Origin of the sequence: Geothrix fermentans DSM 14018, assembly GCF_000428885.1 — a bacterium.
GTDB lineage: Bacteria > Acidobacteriota > Holophagae > Holophagales > Holophagaceae > Geothrix > Geothrix fermentans.
Window position 1 is genome coordinate 59,572 of the sequence record NZ_AUAU01000007.1, and the last position, 14,824, is coordinate 74,395.

The following is a 14,824-nucleotide window of genomic DNA, read 5'->3' on the forward strand; positions in this document are numbered from 1 at the left end:
GCCAGTCTAGCAGGTCGGGTTCCACGGCGAAGAGGCCGCGTGGTCAGGGCCTGGGCGAGGGCCTGAGTGAGGGATCAGGCTGTGCGACGCCCAGCCGGCGCACCGGGCCGGAAAGCCACAAGTCGTGCCACCCGCCGCCGGCTTCCGGAACGAGGGTGACGGAAACGTCCTCGCCTCCCGCCGTGTGCAGGCGCCACTCGGAAGGCCCCTCCGTCCGGGCCAGCCAGGCGGCGGCCACGGCGCAGCCCGTTCCGCAGCAGAGGGTCTCCCCTTCGACGCCGCGCTCCCAGGAGCGGATGCCCGCCTCGCCGGGCGCGACCACTTCGACCACGTTCACGTTCGTGCCGCCGGGGATCGCAGGGTGATGCCTGAGCGGCGGTGCGAAGGCCGGAAGGTCCACGGCCGCCACCGAGGGCACGCGCAGCACCAGCTGCGGATTCCCGATCCACCCGAAGGCCGCGGGCAGGTCCGTGGACATGGGAACGGGCCGCAGTCCGAAGGTCTCCCCCTCGGGCAGGCGGATCCCCACGCCTCGATGGTCGCGGCGGAGGAGGATGCGCTCGCCATTGGAGAGGGCCTCCACCAGGGTCCCCTCCGGGGCTCCGGGAATGGCGAGGGCGGCCCTGCTACCGTTGGAACAAAAGGACTTGGACCCGTCTGCATCCCAGTGGTCCAGGATCCAGGGACCCGTTCCGGGCCTTTGCATCAAAAAAAGGCCATCTAAACCGAACCCCCGGCTCCGAGGGCAGAGGATCTTCGCCCAATTCGAGCCGTTGGAATCTTTAGCCTCGTCCGCCCAGAGGTAGCCGAACACATTGCCGGACGCGGAGGCGAGGAAGAGGTCCAAGCTACTTCTCGCGGTTCCCGAAGGTGTAGACGGTCTCCCCGGGACGCGCATAGCCCTGGCGGCGCGCCAGCGCCTCCATGAGCTCGGGGTCCTTGGCGGCGAGGCGCTGGACCTCCTCCAGCAGCTCCCGGTTGCGCTTGTTCAGCTCCACGAGCCGCGCCCGGGTGGCGGCCAGCTCGTTCTCGCGCTTGCGGAGCTCGGGCAGCCCCCCCTGGGAGAAGAGCAGGGCCACGAGGGACAGGAAGCCGGAGGCTCCGAGCACGCCCCACACGGTGGAGGACTTCAGGAGCCAGTTGGCGTTCATGGGCCCTCCCAGTTGAGGATCAGTCGAGACGGGCTCCGAAGGCTTCCCGCCCGGCGTAGCGGGCGGCGGCCCCCAGCTCCCATTCGATCTGGAGCAGGCGGTTGTACTTGGCCACGCGGTCCGTGCGGCAGGGGGCGCCGGTCTTGATCTGCCCCGCGCCCGTGGCCACGGCCAGGTCCGCGATGAAGCTGTCCTCGGTCTCGCCGCTGCGGTGGCTGATGATGGCCCGGTAGCCGGCCTTGTGCGCCATGTCCACGGCCCGGAGGGTCTCGGTGACGGTGCCGATCTGGTTCAGCTTGATGAGGATGGCGTTGGCCACGCCCTCCTGGATGGCCTTGGCCAGGATGGCGGGGTTGGTGACGAAGATGTCATCCCCCACCAGCTGGGTCTTGGCGCCCATGGCGTCCGTCTGGGCCTTCCAGCCCTTCCAGTCGCCCTCAGCGAAGCCGTCCTCGATGGAGATCACGGGATGGCGGGAGACCAGGCCCTCGTAGTACTGCACCAGCTGAGCGGGTGTCTTCTTCGTCCCGTCCAGGGCATAGGCCTTGCCGTCGAGGAATTCGCTGGCGGCGCAGTCCAGGCCCAGGAAGACGTCCTTCCCGAGCTTGTAGCCGGCCTTCTTCACCGCCTCGCCGATGAGGTCCAGGGCCTCCTCGTTGGAGCCGAGGTTCGGCGCGAAGCCCCCCTCGTCCCCCACGCCCGTGGCCAGCTTGCGGGCCTTCAGGACCCCCTTCAGGCTGTGGTAGACCTCGGCGCCCCAGCGGAGAGCCTCCCGGAAGCTGGGTGCCCCCACGGGCAGCACCATGAACTCCTGGATGTCCACGTTGTTGTCCGCGTGGGCCCCACCGTTGAGGATGTTCATCATGGGCACGGGGAGCAGCCGGGCCGAGGCCCCGCCCAGGTACCGGTACAGCGGCAGCCGGGACGCCTTGGCCGCGGCATCCGCCAGGGCCATGGAGACGCCCAGGATGGCATTCGCGCCCAGGCGGGCCTTGTTTTCGGTCCCGTCCAGGTCGCACATCAGCTCGTCGAGTTCGGCCTGCTGGAAGGGATCCATGCCCTGGAGGGCCTGGGCCAGTTCCACGTTGATGGCGTCCACCGCCCCGAGCACGCCCTTGCCGAGGTAGCGCTTCTTGTCGCCGTCGCGGCGCTCGAGGGCCTCGCGGCTTCCCGTGGACGCGCCCGAAGGAACGAGGGCCTGGCCCACCGTCCCGTCGGAAAGCTCCACCCGGGCGAGGACCGTGGGGTTCCCCCGGCTGTCGAGGACTTCGAGGGCGGCAACCCGTTCGATGGTGATCATGTCGGCACCCGGCTCAGAGAGGCGCGCGGTCGCGCCTCTCTGATATTAGCCAGGTTGTGCGGACGGATCCGCTGGAATCCGTCTACTTCTTCGCGGCCTTCTTGGGGGCAGCCTTCTTCGCGACGGTCTTCTTGGCGGCCGGCTTCTTGGCGGCGGCCTTCTTGGGGGCGGCCTTCTTCGCGACGGCCTTCTTGGCGGCCGGCTTCTTGGCGGCGGCCTTCTTCGGCGCGGCCTTCTTGGCGGCGGCCTTCTTCGGCGCGGCCTTCTTCACGGCCTTCTTGACGACCTTCTTCGCGGCGGCCTTCTTGGGGGCGGCCTTCTTGGCGGCGGCCTTCTTCGGCGCGGCCTTCTTGGCGGCGGCCTTCTTGGGGGCAGCCTTCTTCGCGGCCGGCTTCTTGGCGGCGGCCTTCTTCGGCGCGGCCTTCTTCGCAGCCGGCTTCTTGGCGGCGGCCTTCTTCTTCGGCGCGGCCTTCTTCGCGGCCGGCTTCTTGGCAGCGGGCTTCGCGGCCGCGGGGGCGGCGGGGGTGGCGACCATGTTGGTCAGTTCGGCCATGGGTGGCTCCTTTACGCCCTTTTGGGCGAGGTTGGAAGGGGTCGTGCGGGAAGATGGCTTGCCAGTAGCACCTTTCGTGCCGGGCTGGCTAGCGGCTTCCCGCTGGGTGGATATGCGTTCCTTGGCTGCGGCAGCAGCCGTGGGGGGGTGCGCCGCATCGGCGGCAGAGCCGGTCTTGCCCTTGGGCTTCGCGGCTTTTTTCGGGGGCTCCACGCCTGCCAGGATCTGCGCCAGACGCTTGCCGGGATAGTAGTCGTCGAGAAGGGCGTCGCCGATCAGCAGGCCGTGGACGCCCAGGGCCTCCATCTGCTTGATCTGCTCCAGCCGGTGGATGCCGCCTTCGACCATCTTGAGGCAGCTCTTGGGGATCTTCTTGACCAGGACCACGGCCTGGTCCCAGGAGGGTTCCCAGGTGTCGAGGTTGCGGCCCACGGCGCAGATGATGTCGGCGCCCGCGTCCACAGCCCGCTGGAGGTCGGCCTCGGAGGTCACCTCCACCACCACGTCGAGCCCCTTGCTCATGGCGAACTTGAGCAGCGTCTCCAGACGGTCCTGGCCCAGGAGGGCGGGCATGAGGAAGATGGCGTCGGCGCCGAGGATCTTGCTCTCCTCGACCTGGTACTCCTCGAAGATGAAGTCGCGGCGGATGAGGGGCAGCTTCACCTGGCTGCGGACCTCGGAGAGGTGCTTGTCCTCGCCGTGGTAGAGGAACTTGTCCGTGGCGATGGAGAGGGCCCTGGCGCCATTTTCGGCCAGACTCTTGGCGTGAGTGGAGGCCTTGTAAGAATCCCGGACCTGACCCCGGCCGGGGTCACCCCCGGCCACTTCACCCAAAATAGTGATTCCAGGCTGGCTGAGCTCTTCCTTCAGGGAGTGGTGACCCTTGTAGGCATCTTTGACCGCCACGGGGCCCCGCTGCTTTTTGATTTCCACGTCGAGGGCCTTGAAGATGGCGACTTTCTTTAGCATTTCCCACGCTCCAAATCTCAGATACCTCGCTGCTGGCCCTATGGGGAAGATGATCGGTCGTTTTTCCTCTGATTCAACATCAAACCAGTGATCCGAATGAGGTCAACAGAGAAATCAAAAAAATCTTCATTTTTTTTGACGCTACCTCCCCCCCTCCCATCCATTCGTCTCCACCCCCGCGGGCACGGCTTTCCACCTTCATCCCGCTTCAGCGCGACCGCGATGGGCGCCACCGTCCGTCCATCGCGCGACGATCCGTTCCGCTGCAAACCCGCGCCCACGCGCCATCCGCAAACACCACCTCCTCCCCGTCCGCAAGGATCCCCGCGCCCGCTGCGACACCGGAACCACGTCCCCGGCGACCCGCCACGCCGGGCTGTTCGTGCCCCGCGTCGCGACCTCCGCCTGCTACGCTTCCCTTCGAGCCTTCCGCCCCGGGCCCAGCGCACGCGGCCTTCGGGGTCCCGCCGGAAGCGCCGAGAGGCCCCCATGACGATCCACGTGCTCGACCACCCGCTGGTGCACCACAAGCTCTCCCTCATCCGCGACCGGAAGACCCCCGGCAGCCTCTTCCGCTCGCTCATCGAGGAGGTGGGGCTGGTCCTCGCGACCGAATCGACGCGCAGCCTGCCCGTGGAATCGGTGGTGGTGGAGACGCCGCTCGAGCGCACGGGCACGCTCCGGCTGAAGTCGCTGGACCCCGTGCTGGTGCCGGTCCTGCGCGCGGGCCTCGGCCTCCTTCCTTCGTTCCTCAAGCTGCTGCCGACGGCCAAGGTGGGCCACCTCGGGCTCTACCGCGATCACGATTCGCTCGTCCCCGTCCCCTACTACAGGAACTTCCCGCCCTTGCTCGAAGCCCGCCCCGTGTTCGTGCTGGATCCCATGCTCGCCACCGGGGGCAGCGCCTCCGAAGCCGTGCGCCAGCTCAAGAGCGCCGGCGCGGTGAACCTCACCCTCGTCGCGCTGCTCGCGGCGCCCGAGGGATTGGAGCGCCTCCAGTCCGACCACCCGGACCTCACCATCGTCGTGGGCGCCGTGGATCGCCAGCTCAACGAGAAGGGCTACATCCTCCCGGGCCTCGGCGACGCGGGGGACCGGCTCTTCGGAACCGCCTAGGACGCGGCGCTTCAGCCCTTCTCACGCCCGAGCATGGCCCGGAGGCGGCCCATGATGCTGCCCTCGGCGCGGGACGCGTCCGGGGCTCCGCCCTCTCCATCCAGATCGGAGGGCACGGCCACGGAAGGATCCAGCTCCAGCGCGCGGCGGAAGCAGCCCTGGGCGTTGGCGCGGAATCCCTTGCGGTGGTACAGCTCGCCCATCAGGGCCCAGGGCTCCGCCGCGCGGGGCCGGATGCGCGAGGCCACCTGGAGCGCCTCGACGGCGCGCGTGGACCAGGCGGGATTCCCCAGCCGGAGCCGGCCCAGCAGCAGCCAGGCCTCGTAGGCGGCCGGGGAATCGCCGTCCAGCTTGATGGACTGCTCGAGTGCGCGGATGGCCTCGCTCGTGCGGTCCTGCATCACGTAGGACTTCGCCTTCACCAGCAGGTGATGGGCCCGGCCCGCCGCCGACAGGGACTCCTCGTCCGACTGGGAATGGAGCAGGGGCAGGGAGGAGGGCGTCGGCTCGGACAGGGCGCGCTCCATGGTCTCCGGCGGCGGAGGAGGCAGGGAGCGGGGCGTGTGGGCCGGGGTGTGCATCGGCGTGCGCGCCGGGGGCGGCGGCATGTCCTCCCCTTCAATCAGCAGGATCGGCTCCGGTTCCGCCTCGGGTCCGGTCATGGCCAGGGGGATGGATTCGAAGACGGGCTCCACGGGCTCCGGCCCTTCGGGGAGCGGCGCGGATGGCGTGGGATCCCTGGGCAGCAGCGGAAGGTCGCCCCGCACCAGGCTCAGTCCGCCCAGGGCCCAGAGGGTGGCCACCAGCCGGGCGGACTCCTCGGAGGACATGCCGGACAGCGAGCCGATGGTCTCGTAGCCGAGGGGTTCGGAACCCAGCAGCGACAGGGCATAGGCCAGCGTCGGAGTGAGGGGGAGGTCGCTGAGGGACTCCAGCAGGTTGGCTTCCGCCTCCCACCGCCAGTCCGGCTCGCCGCGGAACATGTCCACCAGGTCGTGGTCGATCTTGGCGCTCTGGAAGGTGTCCCACACGAGGCGCCGGTGATCCAGCCAGAACTGGAGATCTCCGCTGAGGTTGTCCTCCAGCATCCCCGGCATCCAGGACATCTTGAGGATGGGGTGCTCCATGGCGTGGAGCAGCACCGACCCCAGCAGCTCGTGGAGGCGCTTGTCCCGCTCCGCCACGGTCATGAGGCCCACCTGCACCACGCGGTCCCCCATGCGGGAGCCCTCGCCGTCTGCCAGCAACTCCTTGAGGGCGGCCATGTCCAGCACGCCGCGGCGGATGAGGAAGTTCCCAAACTGCTCCCCGACGGCATCGCTCCGGAGGTAGACCAGGTCGCCGCCCCGCCAGTAGAGCCGGCGCGTGCCATCGTTCTGCTCCAGCACGAGTTCGCCTTCGGCCCGCTGCTGGTGGAGCGATCCCATGAGGGCTGGCAGGAAGTGGCGAAGACGGACTTCGGGCACCGGTGGCTCCGGATGTGGTTTCTAGTTTGCATGTTCCTTGCCGGGACGCCAGCCCAAACGGGGCCGCGAATGCCGCAATATCCCAAGCCCCTTGGCCCTGCCATGGACAGGGCCTATGCTATCCCTCCAAACCTCATGCCGACCGGGGGACACTCCCATGTTCGAGAAGCTCGGAAAATTCGAGATCAGGCGGATCCTCGGCAACGGCGCCATGGGCGAGGTCTACCTCGGCCTGGATCCCGCCATCGGCCGCGAGGTGGCCATCAAGACCATCCTCCCCACGGCCGCTGCCGGTGGAGACGCCAAGGAGCGCTTCGCCCGCGAGGCCCGGGCCGCCGGCGTGCTGAACCATCCGAACCTCGTCACCATCTACGAGTTCGGCGAGGATCAGGGCGTCCTCTACATCGCCATGGAATACGTGAAGGGCCACGACCTGGACGAGCTGCTGCAGGACCAGTCCCTGACCCGCGCCGAGGCGCTGGAAGTGCTGGCCCAGGTCTGCGACGGCCTGGGCTTCGCCCACCGCCAGCACATCGTCCACCGCGACATCAAGCCCACGAATGTGCGCGTGCAGCGCGACGGGCGCCGCCTCCACGCCAAGGTCATGGACTTCGGCGTGGCCAAGATCAGCAACTCCGACATGACCGCCACGGGCATGGTCATGGGCACCGTGAGCTACATGGCCCCCGAGTACATCCGCACGGGGAAGCCCGATCCGCGCAGCGACCTCTTCGCGGTGGGCGTGATGCTCTACGAGTGCCTCAGCGGCCGGAAGCCGTTCGCCGGCGACACCACGCCCACGGTCCTCTATAAGATCGTGAACGAGGCCCCGGATCCCATCGAGACGGAGAAGCTGCAGGGCATCAGCCCCGCCATCCGGTCCGTCATGGACCGCGCCCTCGCCAAGAACCCGGACGAGCGCTTCCAGACCGCCGAGGACCTGGCCAAGGCCCTGCGCGCGGCGAAGGATCCCTCCTGGACGGGCCAGCTGGAGGAGGCGACCTCGCTGCTCCAGGCCGCTGCGCCCACGGCGCCCGCGGCACCCACGGCACCGGCGCGGCCCGCCGCCTCGGCACCCACCCAGCAGGTGCCGGCCGTGGCGGCCCCTCCGGCCGCACCCATGCCTCCGGCTCCTGCCCCGGCCCGGGCCTCCCGCGGGCGGGGCGGCCTCTGGATCGGTCTCGCGGCCTTGGTCCTCGCGGGGGCCGGCGGCGCGGGCTGGTGGGTCTTCCATCGGGGCGCGCCGCCCGCGGTGGAGGTGGTTCCATCCCCGGCGGGAAGCCCGGAGGCGAAGGTCGAGGCGCCCCGCCCCACCGACGCGCCCGCCCCGGCCCCCGGCGGTGGGACCCTCTCGGAAGCGAAGGCCGGATCCGAATCCACGCGCCCGGCCCCCGCCGCGGAGACGCGGGCGGAGGAGCCGCCTCCCAGGAAGGCGGGGCCCGCCGAGCCGCGTGCCGCGGAACCCCGCGCCATCGACCAGCCCGAGCTCTACCGGGCGGAGAAGCTCGACAAGCTGCAGGCCCACGAGCGCATGAACCTGGGCAACGTGTCGCTCAGCGAGGCCATCCAGCTGGCGGACAGCCAGCCCGACAAGGCCATCCAGGGCTTCCGCCAGGCCATCCAGGCCGATCCCACCAACGTGAACGCCCACGCCTGGCTGGCGACCGTGCTCCATGACCAGGGCCGCCACGCGGAGTTCGTCCAGGAGCTCCGCGAGGCCCGCCGCCAGGGCATCCTGGGGCAGATGGCCTCGCGCAACATCCGCTTCCGGACCGCCCTCAATCAAGCCCGGTTCCACCGGAAGCTCCCTCCCGATCTGGCGGACTGACCATGGCGAAGCGCACCGACGGGCTGGCCGAGCTGGAGGCCCGGCTGGGCTACCGGTTCTCGGACCGGACCCTCCTCCAGGAAGCCCTCACGCACACCTCGGCCGGCAAGGGCCGGGACAACCAACGGCTGGAGTTCCTGGGGGATGCCCTCCTCAACTTCTCCGTGGCGCGGCTGCTCTACCGCGAGCGGCCGGACTGGCAGGAAGGCCCCATGAGCAAGTTCCGCGGCGTGCTGGTGCGCACGGATTCGCTGCACCAGTGGGCCCTGGAGCTGGGCCTCGACCGGGCCCTCAGCGCCGCCCACCCCCGCAAGGCCCCGCCCATGGGGCCCAAGCCCCTGGCCGATGCGCTGGAGGCCCTGCTGGCGGCGGTTTACCTGGACGCCCAGGCCGGAGGCCAGGATGGGTCCGCCGCGGCCATGGCCCTGGTGGAAACCCGGTTCCTGGAGCCCATCCGCTCCGCCAAACCGGAGGCCTGGTCAAGGCTGGATCCCAAGACCACCCTGCAGGAGGAGGCCGCCCGGCTGGGATTGCCTGCCCCCTCCTATGAGCAGGTGTCCCAGTCGGGCCCGGGCCACGCCCCGCTGTTCACCGTGCGCGTGGCCGTGGGGGACCGCCACGTCGAGGCCCGCGGCTCCTCCCGCAAGCGGGCGGAAAGCGATGCCGCCCGCCGGCTCCTGGACCTGCTCACGGAATCCTCACAGGCGTGACCCTTGCGTTACACTCCATCTACCGGTCGACCGGAGTGTCCGCTTGAAGATCTACCCAACCTTGAACCTCCAGCATGGCCGTGTCATCCCCACCACGGGACAGGGCGGCCCTTCCATGGAAACACCCCTGGACCTGGCGGCGCGCCTCCTGGATGAGGGGGCCACGCGCATGGCCCTCGTGGATGTGGATGCCGCCATGGGAAAGGGCAACAACCGCGAGCTTCTGGCGCAGATCCTCCAGCGCTGCCACGCCCGGGACCGCAAGGTCTGCATCCAGGTGGCCGGCGGCATCCGCAGCTCAGACCAGGCCCAGTTCTTCATCGACCACGGCGCGACCTGGCTGGTGGCGGGCACGATCCTCCACAAGTCCAGCATGGTCTCCGAGCAGCTCATGGCGCGCTTCCAGCCCTTCCTCACCGCGGCCATCGACGCCCGCGGCGGCCAAGTCCACCGCTCCGGCTGGGTGGACACGGCCAACCTGAGCGCTCTGGACCTCGCCCTGCGCGCCAAGACCTACGGATTCAAGCGGCTCCTCTTCGTGGACATCCCCGAGGTGCCCGGGGCCGATCCCGACTTCGAGACCGCCAAGGCCCTGGCCTCGGCCACGGGCCTGCCCCTGGTCATGGGGGGCAGCATCACGTCCCTCCGGCATCTGGATGCGGTTCCCGCCCACCTCGGCCTCAAGGGGGCCCTGGTGGACGCCCTCCTCTTCCGCGAAGACCCCGGACTCCTGGCCCTGCTCCAAGCCGCCTGCGCCTGACCGGAGGGACCGTGACGGAAGCGACAGGCGCGTTCCTCGCCAGCCTCGCGGAACCTGATCAGGTCCACTTCCGCCACCTGGCCCTGGTGCGCCCCCAGCTGCCCACGGAGAGCCAGATCTACATGCTGGAGGGCCTGGCCAGGACGCTGGCCTCGCCCCGCCTGCTGACCCTCATGGCCCGCACGCCCCACTGGCTGGCGCACTGGCCCATCCTCCTGGGCCTGGCCGAGAACGAGGCCACGCCCGAGGCCATCCGCCGCGACCTGGAGATGGTGGTCTCCCTCTTCGGCCAGATGCGCGAGATGGACCAGGCCCCCGCCCAGGAGAAGGAGGACCGCTCCGAGGCCGTGAAGGCGCTCTACGCCCAGCTGAAGCCCGACCTGAAGCCCGTGGCCAAGCTGCTGGCGAAGCAGATCGCCCGGACCGTATCCGCCACCGGCACCACCCAGGAGCTGCCCCCCCTGCCCGGCGAGGATCCGGACTGGGAGACCCTCACGGCCCTGCCCGAGGCCCCGCCCGCCCAGGTCCAGCCCCCGGCCCAGGTCCTGAACCGGGAGGACCGCCTCGCCCGCGCCCGCCAGACCGCCCAGCCCGACGAGCTCCTGGGCTTCCTGCTGGATGCGGAGACGGACCTGCGCATGGCCGCGCTCCAGAATCCCCTGATCTCCGAGGATCTCCTCCGCCGCGCCCTGGCCCAGAGCGCCGTCCCGGAGTTCTTCGAGGATGTCTACGCCGAGGCCCGCTGGTATTTCCGGGACGCGGTGCGGGAGGGCCTCCGGGAGGCCCCGGGCTGCCCGGCGGATCTCTCCCGCCGCCTGGCCCTCTCGGACCACCTTGTGGCGGCGCTGGAGCGGGGGGCGCCGGACCGGGCCTCCCTCCGGCGCATCGTGAGCCTGTTCTCCCAGCTGGAGGAGGGCGAGTACCAGTTCGTCACCTACTGGGCCAAGCGGCAGTCTCCGCACCTGCTCCGGGTGGTGAAGTACTTCTACGACCGCCTGCTCCGCCAGCGCTCGGGCCTCTCCTCGGCGCTGCCGGACCGCAGCGAGGAGGGGCGCTGGGCCAGCCTCGAGGAGCGGGTCTTCCTCGCCACCCAGGCCACCCAGGAGGACCAGCTCATCCAGGTGCTCAAGGATCCGGACCCCCAGGTGTTCCACCTGGCCCTGGACAACCCCGCCCTCACCTCCCGCATGCTGGCCTCCACCCTGCCCGCCCTGGACCGGGGCCGGGCCGAGGAGGTGGCGGCGCACGCGGCCTGGCAGGGGGATCCGCTGGTGGCCGAGACCCTGGTCCACCATCCCCACCTCACGGAGGCCACCGCGCTCCGCCTCATGGCGAACCTGCCGGGCCTCAAGCCCGCCATCGAGATCCTCCGGGACCCCCGGCTCCAGCACCTGGAGGTCAAGCGGCAGGCCCTGGAGACCCTCCGCACCCTCTACCTGGGCATGGAGGTGGCCGAGCGGATCGCGGCCCTGCGCAGCTCCGGCGGCGAGCTCATGCGCCACCTGCCCCAGGAGGTGCTCCAGGACGAGGAGACCCTGCGGCGCATGGTGTCCGACCGTCAGCTGGACCCGGGCATCCTCCTCCGCCTGGCCCGCAACAAGCTGACCCCCCGCGCCGTGCTGGAGCAGATCTCCAGCCACCCCGTGCTCATGGCCCACGCCGCAATCATGTCCGAGCTGCTTCTGAACCCCAAGACGCCGCGGGAGGCCTCCATCCGGATCTGGGGTCTGCTGTCCGAGGCCGAGCAGCAGCAGCTCCTCCGCAGCCCGCACCTCCCCGCCCCCCTGCGGACCCTCGGGTAAACGGCGGCCCCGCCCCGCCGTAGCCCAAGTCCAGGAGCATCCATGCGCCGCACCGCCGCCATCCTCGTCCCCGCCGCGGTGGCGCTGCTCTGCCTGCCCTTCGCCGCCTGCCGCCCCAAGCCCCGCGTGCCCGCCTGGGTGCAGGTGGCGCCCGCCGACAGCGTGGCGGCCTTCTCCGGCGAGGCGGCCTGGATGCTCACCCACAAGGAGATCCAGGCCCTCATCTCCCGCGATCCCATGGCGGAGCGGGCCCTGGACCTCTTCCTCCAGAAGGCCCGCATCAACCCCCGCACGGAGACAGGCCGGGTGACCTTCCATGTCATCGGCGTGCCGCAGAAGGGCGGGGGAGACCTCCAGAAGGGCCTGGAGCACGTCCTCATCCAGCTCAACCAGTTCGCGGACCCCACCGCCCTCGTGGCGGCCCTGGCCGAATCCTTCCCCCAGGAGGGGACCCTGCGCCTCCAAGGCCGGGACTGGCCCCTCTACGTGATCCTCGACCTCGAGGCCCAGGGCGTGAAGGCCCACATCCGCGCCGCCAGCGACGAGAAGGGACAGCTCTGGATCGGTTCCCTGGAGGCCCTCCAGCACATGGCCGCCAAGGGTGGCCTCGCGGCCCAGGAGGACGCGGCGCTGGCCGCCGAGTGGATCAGCGCCAAGGCTCCCTTCCAGGGCTACCTCCAGCCCGAGGCCCTGCTGGGCGGACTTCGGAAGAACCTGGAGGGCAGCCTCGTGAAGGACCTGCCCCAGGGCGTGAACGCGCTCTTCTGGAGCATCACGCCCGGAGAGAAGGATGCGGCCGGGAAGGAGCAGGCCATCCGCTTCGAGCTGGCCCTGGCGGGCACCCCCGAGGGGATCAACCAGGTCACGCCCTGGCTCCAGCGCCTGGTGGCCGCCGCCAACGCCGTGCAGTCCGGGCCCGGCGCGGCCCCGGAGCTCATGCAGGAGAAGCGCCGGGTGGGCCTGCGCTGTGCCCTCACCCCGGAGCAGCTCAAGCTGGTGATGGAAAAACTCGGCCAGCCGGGCTTCAGCTTCCCCGTCACCGTCAGGACCCCCAGGGCATGAGCCCGGTCCTGCCCCCGCCCGCGGACGCCGCCGGCCCCCCGCCGGAGGTGGAGTCCCCGGAATACTGGATGGCCCAGCTCAAGGCCGGCCGGGAGGAGGCGTTGGCCCACCTCATGGCCCGCTTCGAGCGGCCCCTCTGCGCCTTCCTGCACCGCCGGCTCCAGGGCGAGGCGGGGGTGGTCCAGGAGCTGGCCCAGGAGGTCTTCCTCAAGTGTCTCCAGCACTGCCAGCGTTTCGAGGAGGGCCGGCCCGTGGCCGCCTGGCTTTTTACGCTGGCGGCTAATGCGGCGACGGATCATCTCCGTAGACGAGGGCGAGAGGTATCCCCTCCCGAGACCTTTGACGCACCGGACCCCCAGCAGACCTCACCCTGGGAATCCGTGGACCAAAGCCGGCGCATCCAGGCCCTTCGAGGGGCCCTGGAGGGCCTCACGCCCCGCCAGCGGGCCATGGTCCTGGCCTACTACGTCCACGAGCACCCGGTGAAACGGATCGCCCAGGACCTGGGCTGCGCCGAAGGCACCGTGAAAGCCACCCTGTTCCAAAGCCTCCAGAAGCTCCGCAAGACCCTTGGACCCCAGCCATGACCGCCGCCCCCGATCCCAACCGCCTTGATCCCCAGGAAGAGGCCCGCCGCTTCGAGCTGCTCGAGCGGCCCGAGCTCTGGCCCGACGATCCGGCGCAGCAGGCCGAGCTGGCGGAGCTGCTGGAACTCCACCTGGCCCTCGGCGCCCACGGCCCCGCCCTGGCCGAAGGATTGGCCCCGACCCCCCGCACTCGCTGGACCGGCTCCTGGACCCTCGCTGCCGCCGCCGTCCTCCTGGTGGCCCTGATCCCCGCCGCCTACACTGTGCAGCACACCCAGAGCCTCCGGGCCCAGGCCCGGGACACCGCCCGCCTCGAGCAGCTGGCCCGGAAGCGCACCCAGGACCGTGCCTGGATCGCCTTCTTCCGGCAGAGCTCCACCCTCCTCCAGGACTTCGAGCAGAACCCCGCCCTGTGCAAGAAGGGCGAGGAGGACCGGCGCCAGGAGCGCGAGACGGCCATGACGCTGCTGGAGGCCAGCCACCAGCTCGCCGCCCAGGGCGCCCCCCTCCAGGAGGCCGAGGCCATCCGCGCCAGCCTGCACACCTGGCTGTCCGAGGTGGCCTTCGAGGACGACTGCCTCAGCGTGGAGCGGGCCCGCGAGCTGCGGCAGTGGGCCGCGGTCCACAACCTGGAAGGCCAGGCCGAGCGCATGGAGCGCCGCCTCCGGGGGGCCGACGCATGACCCTGGCCTTCCTGCTGGCCGTGCACGCTGCCGTCCCCGCCATGGTGGCGCCCGCCCTGCCGGAACCCGCCGCCCTCGCGCCCGGAGTCCCAGCGGGTCCCGCCGACGCGCTGTTCCGCCAGGGGCGGGATCTCCGCTACGCCCAGCGCTGGTACGAGGCCGCCCAGGCCTACCGCTCCCTGATCCGGGAGTTCCCCACCTCGGCGCGGGTGCCCGATGCCCGCTACTGGCTGGCCTCCAGCCTGGAGCAGGACCAGCGCTGGGACGAGGCCGCCGACGCCTACACCGAGTTCCTGGCCAAGCATCCGGACCAGCGCCTGCTGGGCAAGGAAGCCCGGCTCAACCGCGTGCGCTGCTGGGGCATCCGCCAGTGGGACAGCGCCTCCGCCCAGGGAGGCCTGATCGCGGCCCTGGGCGACGAGCGCGAGGAGGTCCGCATCGCCGCCGCCCTCCAGCTGGCCAAGCGCCGGGACCCCCGCGCCGTCCCCGTGCTCCAGGCCGGCCTGCGGGCGGACGCCTCCTCCGAGGCCTGCCGCCTGGCCCTGCTGTCCATGGGGGTCCAGCCCCAGGCCGCCGGCCCCGCCCAGGGCCGCTTCCTGGTCATCCGCGTGAAGGAGCGGGCCAAGGCCGAGGCCCTGACCGTGCGGCTCACCCTGGGCCTGGCCCGGGCCGTGGGCGGCTACCTCTCGGACGAGCAGCTGCGCCAGGCCCGGAAGAAGGGCGTGGACCTGGAGCGGCTCATGGACCAGGCCGTGAACGCCCCCAAGGGCACGGAGCTCTTCAGCCTCGACGACGGCAAGAGCACCGTCACCGTGACGGTCGAGTAGGCCGGACCGG

Annotated in this window: 14 protein-coding genes; 9 read left to right on the plus strand and 5 right to left on the minus strand. The window is 70.6% G+C overall.

Going from position 1 to position 14,824, the window contains the following annotated elements; translation table 11 throughout:
• Positions 1–43: 43 nt before the first annotated feature.
• The 4 genes from G398_RS20095 to G398_RS20100 all read right to left on the minus strand — a co-directional run bounded on the left by G398_RS20095 (position 44) and on the right by G398_RS20100 (position 3,973).
• The gene (locus tag G398_RS20095) at positions 44–706 is read right to left on the minus strand and encodes a diaminopimelate epimerase (RefSeq protein WP_169720601.1); all 663 of its coding nucleotides are present in this window, start codon (positions 704–706) and stop codon (positions 44–46) included.
• Positions 707–848: 142 nt separating this feature from the next.
• The gene (locus tag G398_RS0102130; protein ID WP_026852372.1) at positions 849–1,151 is read right to left on the minus strand and encodes an FtsB family cell division protein; all 303 of its coding nucleotides are present in this window, start codon (positions 1,149–1,151) and stop codon (positions 849–851) included.
• A gap of 19 nt (positions 1,152–1,170) precedes the next feature.
• Complete coding sequence (gene eno, locus G398_RS0102135) at positions 1,171–2,451, minus strand: phosphopyruvate hydratase (RefSeq protein WP_026852373.1); 1,281 nt, start codon at positions 2,449–2,451, stop codon at positions 1,171–1,173.
• Between the two features lie 82 nt (positions 2,452–2,533).
• Complete coding sequence (locus G398_RS20100; protein ID WP_084511844.1) at positions 2,534–3,973, minus strand: indole-3-glycerol-phosphate synthase; 1,440 nt, start codon at positions 3,971–3,973, stop codon at positions 2,534–2,536.
• Positions 3,974–4,462: 489 nt separating this feature from the next.
• Between G398_RS20100 and upp the strand changes: the two genes are divergently transcribed.
• Positions 4,463–5,089 carry a uracil phosphoribosyltransferase gene (gene upp, locus G398_RS0102145; RefSeq protein WP_026852374.1) on the plus strand — a complete coding sequence of 209 codons (627 nt, stop codon included), beginning with the start codon at positions 4,463–4,465 and terminating at the stop codon, positions 5,087–5,089.
• Positions 5,090–5,100: 11 nt separating this feature from the next.
• On the opposite strand, the gene G398_RS0102150 is transcribed toward upp, so the two are convergent.
• Positions 5,101–6,555 carry a tetratricopeptide repeat protein gene (locus G398_RS0102150; protein WP_026852375.1) on the minus strand — a complete coding sequence of 485 codons (1,455 nt, stop codon included), beginning with the start codon at positions 6,553–6,555 and terminating at the stop codon, positions 5,101–5,103.
• 157 nt (positions 6,556–6,712) lie between these two features.
• On the opposite strand from G398_RS0102150, the gene G398_RS19145 reads away from it, so the two are divergent.
• Genes G398_RS19145 through G398_RS0102190 form a run of 8 tightly spaced genes read left to right on the plus strand, consistent with a single transcriptional unit; the run spans position 6,713 to position 14,814 of the window.
• Complete coding sequence (locus tag G398_RS19145; protein WP_052571173.1) at positions 6,713–8,383, plus strand: serine/threonine-protein kinase; 1,671 nt, start codon at positions 6,713–6,715, stop codon at positions 8,381–8,383.
• A gap of 2 nt (positions 8,384–8,385) precedes the next feature.
• Positions 8,386–9,093: a ribonuclease III gene (rnc, locus tag G398_RS0102160; protein WP_026852376.1), complete on the plus strand. Its 708-nt coding sequence runs from the start codon at positions 8,386–8,388 to the stop codon at positions 9,091–9,093.
• A gap of 43 nt (positions 9,094–9,136) precedes the next feature.
• On the plus strand, positions 9,137–9,853 hold the full coding sequence (locus G398_RS0102165; protein ID WP_026852377.1) for a HisA/HisF-related TIM barrel protein: 717 nt from the start codon (positions 9,137–9,139) through the stop codon (positions 9,851–9,853).
• A gap of 11 nt (positions 9,854–9,864) precedes the next feature.
• On the plus strand, positions 9,865–11,655 hold the full coding sequence (locus tag G398_RS0102170) for a hypothetical protein (RefSeq protein WP_026852378.1): 1,791 nt from the start codon (positions 9,865–9,867) through the stop codon (positions 11,653–11,655).
• A gap of 42 nt (positions 11,656–11,697) precedes the next feature.
• Positions 11,698–12,717: a hypothetical protein gene (locus G398_RS0102175; RefSeq protein ID WP_026852379.1), complete on the plus strand. Its 1,020-nt coding sequence runs from the start codon at positions 11,698–11,700 to the stop codon at positions 12,715–12,717.
• Positions 12,714–13,304 carry an RNA polymerase sigma factor gene (locus G398_RS0102180; RefSeq protein ID WP_026852380.1) on the plus strand — a complete coding sequence of 197 codons (591 nt, stop codon included), beginning with the start codon at positions 12,714–12,716 and terminating at the stop codon, positions 13,302–13,304. The genes G398_RS0102175 and G398_RS0102180 overlap by 4 nt, the downstream gene beginning before the upstream one ends.
• Positions 13,301–13,987: a hypothetical protein gene (locus G398_RS0102185; protein ID WP_026852381.1), complete on the plus strand. Its 687-nt coding sequence runs from the start codon at positions 13,301–13,303 to the stop codon at positions 13,985–13,987. The genes G398_RS0102180 and G398_RS0102185 overlap by 4 nt, the downstream gene beginning before the upstream one ends.
• Positions 13,984–14,814 (plus strand): tetratricopeptide repeat protein, encoded by an 831-nt coding sequence (locus G398_RS0102190; RefSeq protein WP_026852382.1) that lies wholly within the window; start codon positions 13,984–13,986, stop codon positions 14,812–14,814. The genes G398_RS0102185 and G398_RS0102190 overlap by 4 nt, the downstream gene beginning before the upstream one ends.
• The last annotated feature ends 10 nt before the right edge of the window (positions 14,815–14,824 follow it).